Origin of the sequence: Streptomyces sp. SID3212 (assembly GCF_009865405.1) — a bacterium.
Lineage (GTDB): Bacteria > Actinomycetota > Actinomycetes > Streptomycetales > Streptomycetaceae > Streptomyces.
This window is the reverse complement of sequence record NZ_WWJY01001092.1, coordinates 1-6,406: the sequence shown is the minus strand read 5'-3', so window position 1 is coordinate 6,406 and position 6,406 is coordinate 1. Positions and strand designations below refer to the sequence as shown.

Here is a 6,406-nt window from a genome sequence, read left to right as displayed (position 1 = left end):
GCCAGGGCCACGGCGGTGGTGGCCGCGGTGCCCGCGACGGCCGCGCGCAGGACGGAGCGGCGCGTGGCGGCGCTGTGAAGGGAAGGGGGTGTTTTTGCAAGTCTGGTGAACATCACGGCCGGAGACTATCCGTGACATCGTTGGCCATTGGTTGGCATTGGTGTTTTGTTGACCTGCTCTTTAATCAGCCATGCAGTTTCGGCCGTCGGGACGGCCGCCAACTCCCCAGCTTGGTCTAGACCTTGACAGGGTGCACGCCCTTCCGCTTTGGTTCCCTCACCCCCCATGACGGCCGGTCGGCTTCCGCCGCCCCGGCCGTGGACAGGAGTGAGTCCCTTGAAGCAACGCGTCTTGGCACTGCTCACGGCGATGGTCTCGGCCCTCGCCCTCGCGATATTCCTCCCCGCCACCTCGGCGTCCGCCGCGGCCTGCGCCGCCGGGTGGAACGCCTCCACCGTCTACGTCGGCGGCAACGCCGCCTCGTACAACGGCCACAACTGGTCCGCGAAGTGGTGGACCCAGGGCGAGATCCCCGGCACCACCGACGTCTGGGCCGACCAGGGCACCTGTGGTGGCAACACGACCCCGCCGCCGACCAACCCGTCGGGATTCGTGGTCTCCGAGGCCCAGTTCAACCAGATGTTCCCGAGCCGGAACTCCTTCTACACCTACAGCGGCCTGACCGCCGCACTGAGCGCCTACCCGGGCTTCGCGAAGACCGGCTCCGACACGGTAAAGCGCCAGGAAGCGGCCGCCTTCCTCGCCAACGTCAGTCACGAGACCGGCGGTCTCGTGTACATCGTGGAGCAGAACACCGCGAACTACCCGCACTACTGCGACACCAGCCAGTCCTACGGCTGCCCCGCGGGCACGGCCGCGTACTACGGCCGCGGTCCGATCCAGCTGAGCTGGAACTTCAACTACAAGGCCGCGGGCGACGCCCTCGGCATCGACCTGCTCCGTAACCCCAACCTGGTGCAGACCGACGCGGCCGTGGCCTGGAAGACCGGTCTCTGGTACTGGAACACCCAGAACGGCCCCGGCACGATGACCCCCCACAACGCGATGGTCAACAGCCGCGGCTTCGGCGAGACCATCCGCAGCATCAACGGCAGCATCGAGTGCAACGGCGGCAACCCCGCCCAGGTGCAGAGCCGGATCAACCTCTACCAGCGCTTCGTCGGCATCCTCGGGACCACCGCGGGATCCAACCTGAGCTGCTGAACCCCCGACAGTGCGGGCCGGGTGTCCGCACCCGGTGACCCGGGCCGGTCCGACGACGAGGTCGTCGGACCGGCCTTCGCACGTGGCCCCGCACCGCCCCGGGCCAGCTCCGCGTTGAACTGCGCGCCCGCCAGGAGCGAGAGATTCGTGACCCACAGCCAGACGAGGAACACGATGACCCCGGCGAGCGAGCCGTAGAGCCGGTTGTACGTCCCGGCGTGGGCCGTGTAGAGCGCGAAACCCGCCGACGTCAGCAGCCAGAGCACCACCGCCAGGATCCCGCCGGGCAGCGCGCGCCGCAGCCGGCGCGTGCCGGGCGGGCCGGTACGGAACACCAGCAGCACCAGTACGGCGGCCAGGGTCAGCAGCAGCGGCCACTTCAACCCGCCCCACACCGCGTCCACCGCGCCCTTCATCCCCAGTATCCGGCCCAGCGCAGCCGCGGCCTCCCCGGTCAGCACCAGGCTGAAGGCACTGGTCACGAGCAGCGCCAGCAGGGCGCAGGCGGTGAGGGCGATCCGGGGCGCGGTCCGCCACGGCGGCCGGTGGTCCACCGCCCCGTGCATGGCGTGCAGGGCCCGCCGGAAGACCCCCAGGTAGCTGGACGCCGACCACAGCGCGCCGACCGTCCCGAAGGACGCGAGCAGCCAGGCCGCCGAGCGCTGCCCGGCCATCTCCCGCAGCGCGTCGCTCACCAGGACCCGCGACTGCGCGGGTACGAGCGCGGTCACCTGGGCGGCGAGCGTGCCCCCGGCGTCCGGCCCCGCGAGGCCGATCGAACAGACCGTGACGAGCAGCGCGGGGAAGATGGCCAGCACCGCGTAGTAGGTGAGGGCGGCGGCCACGTCCGTGGCGTCGTCGTGCCACATCGCGAGCGGCGTGCGCCGCAGGGCGCGGCCGAACCGGCGTGCCGTCGGTGCGGATTCCTCGGCGGACACGCTGCCTCCTGCGTTCGTACGGTACGACCGTCCTGTGCCGGCCCCCGGCACATCCTGCCCTGTCACCCGGGCAGGCCCCGGCGGTCAGGACCGGTGCGTCGCCCGACCGGGCTCCGCTCCCCCTCGTGTACCCCGTTCCGGCGTGCGCAGGGCCCGGCGGGGGAGCCACCTGCGGGACCGACCGTGAAGGGGGCCGAACGGCCGTACGGGCGCGGGGGGAACCCCGGTGCGGAACGGGGGAGTTCGTCCGGCCCGGGCGACGCCGGATAACTGTTTTGTCCCCGTCTCGTTGTCCGGGCGGGGCCGTGGCCCGTCTTCTGCCGCGCCCTCACCGACGAGCGGAGGTCCTTCATGCCACGTGGAACCCAGGCCGGACGCAGCCCCTTACGGCAGGCGGCGCCACCCGACGGAACCGGCCCGCGTGGCCGCACCCGCCGGAACTTCCTGCGGTCGCTCTTCACCCTGGGAGTGGCCGGCGGCACGGCCGCGGTCATGGCCCCCGTCGTCCGGGCCGGCCGCCCCGCTGACGGCCCGGCGGCCCCCGCGGCCGGGGCGCCCCGCGCGGTGCGGGACGCGGCGGGCCGGGCGTTCGAGGAGATGTACCAGGGACGGCGGATCGAACTCGGCCCGGGGACGGGCGCGGTGGGCGCGGGCCCGATGGGGGCCGGCGCCGTCACCGCCGCAGCCTCCGGCCGGTCCGCCTTCGACATCCGGATCGACGGCCGCCCCCTGCACGTCATGCGGCGCGCCGACGGCAGCTATCTGAGCGCGGTCAACCACTACGAGTCGTTCCCGACCCTGCTCGACGCCGCCCGCGCGGCCGTCGAGGACCTGCGAGGTGCCCAGCTGTCGCTCTCCGGTCCGGTCCACCACGTCTGACGGTCCGGTCCACCACGTCCGACACCACCAGCGACCTCGGGAGGGCCCTCACCGGTGTACACCAGAAAGAACCAGCGGAATCTCAGCGGCGCCGAGAAGAAGAGATTTGTCGGCGCGGTCCTGGAGCTCAAACGCCGCGGCACGTACGAGGAGTTCGTACGGCTGCACACCCGGTACTACGTCTCCGACGCCGAGGGCGGGGTGCGCGCCGGGCACATGGCTCCCTCGTTCCTGCCCTGGCACCGGCGCTACCTGCTGGACTTCGAGCGCGCCCTCCGTAAGATCGACGCCTCCGTGACGATCCCGTACTGGGACTGGACGACCGACAACACCCCCGCCGCCGCCCTGTGGCGCGACGACTTCCTCGGCGGCACGGGACGGGAGCGGGACCAGCAGGTGATGACCGGACCCTTCGCCTACAGCGCGGGGAACTGGACCATCAAGGGCGGGGTGACCGACGACCGGTTCCTCACCCGGGACCTGGGCCGTCCCTCCGCCCCGATCGCCCTGCCCAGCAAGGCGGAGCTGGCCTCGGCGATGAACGAGAAGGTCTACGACGCGGCACCCTGGGACTCGACCGCCACCTCCGGTTTCCGCAACCGCCTCGAAGGCTGGACGTCCGGCGGTCGCGAGCGCTGGCGCAACCACAACCGGGTGCACCGCTGGATCGGGGGAGCCATGCTGGGCGCGGCCTCCCCGAACGACCCGGCGTTCTGGCTGCACCACGCCTTCGTCGACCTGCTGTGGGACCGCTGGCAGCAGAAGCACCCGAAGGCGACCTATCTGCCGAAGAAGAGGCTGCCCTCGGGGGATCCCCAGCACGGCCGGGCGATCAGCCTGGAGGAGCCGCTGCCGCCGTGGAACGTCAAGCCGTCCACGCTGCTCGACCACCGCGCCGTCTACCGTTACGACACCTGAGGCGGCGGTCCGAGGGGCGCCGGCCCGAGCGGGACGGCGACTCCCTCGTGCCCCGACGGACGACGGCCTCCCGCGCCGGAGCGCGGGAGGCCGTCATTCAACGGGAACGTGTGGCCCGGGGGCCGGACACGTCAGTCCGCGTTCAGCCGCCGTAGCCGCCGGCGTGGGGAGCCGAGACGTTGGCGCACGTGTTGCCGAACGCCGGGTTGAGCAGGCCGATCACGTCGACGGTGTTGCCGCAGACGTTGAGCGGGACGTGCACGGGCACCTGGAGCAGGTTGCCGGACAGGACACCGGGCGAGCCGACGGCCGCGGCCTCGGCACCGGCGTCGGCAGCGGCCATTCCGGCGCCACCGGCCAGCACGGCGCCCGTGCCGGCGAGAACAGCAGCTGCCTTCGCGATACGCGACATCAAGTTTCTCCTTGAACGTTTTGAGCACAGCCGCACGTTGTGCGGCCTTCACGCACGTTCAACGCCGCGACTCACACCGGGTAACGGATATCGGCCCAATGGATGTGGAATCCACCGGATCAACCCCCGGTCAGCGCAGCAGCGCCAGGCCGCCGACCAGTTTGTCCACCCGGTTGCGGGGCCCCACGAGGCTGACGGCGCAGTAACCGAGGGTGTCCGGCCCGGTCGCGGCGAGCACCCCGAGATAGTCGTCGTACACCCGTGCGGTCTGCGCCGGTTCGGGCATGTCCACGATCAGGATGTCCTCCTTCGTGGCGGCCTTGGCCCGCAGCGCGCGCAGCGCGTCCGCGTCCGTGGCCAGGACGGTGCAGCCCGCCCACGGCAGGCCCGCGTGGGCGACACCCGACGCGTCCTCGCCGCCCGGGCCGAGGAGATCGGGCAGGGCCTTGCCGACGGCGGCGGCCATGCAGGCGGCGGCGTTGGCCGCCCGGCCCGCCGGGAGGCTCTCGTCCACGACGACCACCCACTTGAGCCTGGCCTGCCGCGTCGGCCGGTCGGTGGTCACGTCGTCGCCGGTCAGCTGGGGGAGGGACATGGTGCTCCTGCTACTCGTTCGTGTACGGACACCCCGATACGCTAGGCACACGTCCCGGTTCTGTCGCCAAGGGCCGTACATCATGCGCTTCGAGAGGTGTTCCATGAAATTTGATGCGGTCGATCTCGCCCTGCTGCGGGAGTTGCAGAACGACGCACGGCAGACCAACCGCGATCTCGCGGCCAAGACCGGCGTCTCCCCGTCCACCTCGCTGGAGCGCGTGAAGCTGCTCCGCGAGCACGGAGTGGTCACCGGATACCACGCGGCCGTCGACCTCGACGCGATCGGCCGCCCCGTCCAGGCGCTGATCTCGGTCCGCATCCGGCCGCCGGCCCGTCCGGTCATCGAGGGGTTCCGGGAGTGGGCGGCGCGGCTGCCGGAGGTCATCGGCCTGTTCGTGACCTCCGGCGCCCACGACTTCCTCCTGCACATCGCCGTCCCGGACGTGAACGGCGTCTACGCCTTCGTCATCGACCGGCTCACCGAGCGCCGTGAGGTCGCCGACGTCCAGACGACGATGGCGTACGAACACGTCAGGCCGCGCCGGATCGACCCGGCCGGTGACGAGGGCCAGGGGCGCTCCCCTGCCTCCTCCCCGGTCCGGCGGCCACGCTGACCGGGCCGTCGTGTTAGCGTGAAGTGAGAGATGGTCTATCGCTTATCGCTCACCGAGGAGCCGACATGTCACAGACCTGGCTCATCACCGGAAGCTCCCGCGGATTCGGACGGGAGCTGGCCCTGGCCGCCCTGGAGTCCGGCGACCACGTCGTCGCGACGGCCCGTCGCCCCGGGCAACTCGACGACCTCGTCCGGAAGTACGGGGACCGGGTGCGGGCGACCGCGCTCGACGTCACCGACCCGGCGGCGGCCCGCGCGGCCGTACAGCTGGCCCTCGACGCCTTCGGTCGGCTCGACGTGGTCGTGAACAACGCCGGGTACGCCAATTCCGCGCCGATCGAGGAGACGTCCGAGGCCGAGTTCCGCGCCCAGATCGAGACGAACCTGTTCGGCGTCATCAACGTGACCAAGGCGGCCCTGCCGGTGCTGCGGCGGCAGCGGTCCGGCCGCTTCGTCCAGTTCTCGTCCGTCGGCGGACGGGTCGGCGGTTCCCCCGGACTGGGCCCGTACCAGACGGCCAAATTCGGTGTCGAAGGCTTCTCCGAGGTGCTCGACAAGGAGGTCAGGCCGTTCGGCGTGCGGGTGATCATCGTCGAGCCCGGCGCCTTCCGCACCGACTGGCAGACCACGACCATGCGCCGGGCCGAGGTCGGCCCGGACTACGAGGCCAGCGTCGGCGCGATCCACCGCTACCGCGACGGCACCGACGGGGTGCAGGAGGGCGACCCCGCGCGCGGCGCACGGGTCATCCTGGACGCCGTACGGCGGGACGAGCCGCCGTTGCGCCTGCTGCTCGGCGCGGACGCGGTGGACGCCGTGGAG

At 71.7% G+C, this 6,406-nt stretch carries 8 protein-coding genes; 5 read left to right on the top strand and 3 right to left on the bottom strand.

From position 1 onward, the window contains the following. Positions 1-336: 336 nt before the first annotated feature. On the top strand, positions 337-1,224 hold the full coding sequence (locus tag GT042_RS32445; RefSeq protein WP_161312268.1) for a glycoside hydrolase family 19 protein: 888 nt from the start codon (positions 337-339) through the stop codon (positions 1,222-1,224). Here GT042_RS32445 and GT042_RS32440 read toward each other — a convergent pair. Beyond that, positions 1,167-2,162 carry a YihY/virulence factor BrkB family protein gene (locus GT042_RS32440; protein WP_345944008.1) on the bottom strand — a complete coding sequence of 332 codons (996 nt, stop codon included), beginning with the start codon at positions 2,160-2,162 and terminating at the stop codon, positions 1,167-1,169. The two genes, GT042_RS32445 and GT042_RS32440, sit on opposite strands and share 58 nt — an antisense overlap. Positions 2,163-2,513: 351 nt before the next feature. Between GT042_RS32440 and GT042_RS32435 the strand changes: the two genes are divergently transcribed. Together GT042_RS32435 and GT042_RS32430 are read left to right on the top strand one after the other, a co-directional pair. Then, on the top strand, positions 2,514-3,041 hold the full coding sequence (locus GT042_RS32435; RefSeq protein ID WP_161312267.1) for a tyrosinase family oxidase copper chaperone: 528 nt from the start codon (positions 2,514-2,516) through the stop codon (positions 3,039-3,041). 54 nt (positions 3,042-3,095) lie between these two features. Further along, the gene (locus tag GT042_RS32430; RefSeq protein ID WP_161312266.1) at positions 3,096-3,959 is read left to right on the top strand and encodes a tyrosinase family protein; all 864 of its coding nucleotides are present in this window, start codon (positions 3,096-3,098) and stop codon (positions 3,957-3,959) included. 142 nt (positions 3,960-4,101) lie between these two features. Here GT042_RS32430 and GT042_RS32425 read toward each other — a convergent pair whose 3' ends face one another. Further along, positions 4,102-4,371 carry a chaplin gene (locus tag GT042_RS32425; protein WP_161312265.1) on the bottom strand — a complete coding sequence of 90 codons (270 nt, stop codon included), beginning with the start codon at positions 4,369-4,371 and terminating at the stop codon, positions 4,102-4,104. 130 nt (positions 4,372-4,501) lie between these two features. Then, a complete protein-coding gene (locus tag GT042_RS32420) occupies positions 4,502-4,966 on the bottom strand; it encodes a DUF2000 domain-containing protein (protein WP_161312264.1) in 465 nt (154 codons plus the stop codon). Positions 4,967-5,069: 103 nt separating this feature from the next. Between GT042_RS32420 and GT042_RS32415 the strand changes: the two genes are divergently transcribed. Further along, a complete protein-coding gene (locus GT042_RS32415) occupies positions 5,070-5,582 on the top strand; it encodes an Lrp/AsnC family transcriptional regulator (protein ID WP_161312263.1) in 513 nt (170 codons plus the stop codon). Positions 5,583-5,647: 65 nt separating this feature from the next. Then, positions 5,648-6,406: SDR family NAD(P)-dependent oxidoreductase (locus GT042_RS32410; RefSeq protein WP_161312262.1), on the top strand; the 759-nt coding region annotated here is incomplete at its 3' end.

What these genes read in the sequence shown, in the direction of transcription:
- GT042_RS32435 (WP_161312267.1), top strand. Translation starts at nt 2,514, where the DNA reads ATGCCACGTGGAACCCAGGCCGGACGCAGCCCCTTACGGCAGGCGGCG.
- GT042_RS32420 (WP_161312264.1), bottom strand. Translation starts at nt 4,966, where the DNA reads ATGTCCCTCCCCCAGCTGACCGGCGACGACGTGACCACCGACCGGCCG.
- GT042_RS32425 (WP_161312265.1), bottom strand. Translation starts at nt 4,371, where the DNA reads ATGTCGCGTATCGCGAAGGCAGCTGCTGTTCTCGCCGGCACGGGCGCC.
- GT042_RS32415 (WP_161312263.1), top strand. Translation starts at nt 5,070, where the DNA reads ATGAAATTTGATGCGGTCGATCTCGCCCTGCTGCGGGAGTTGCAGAAC.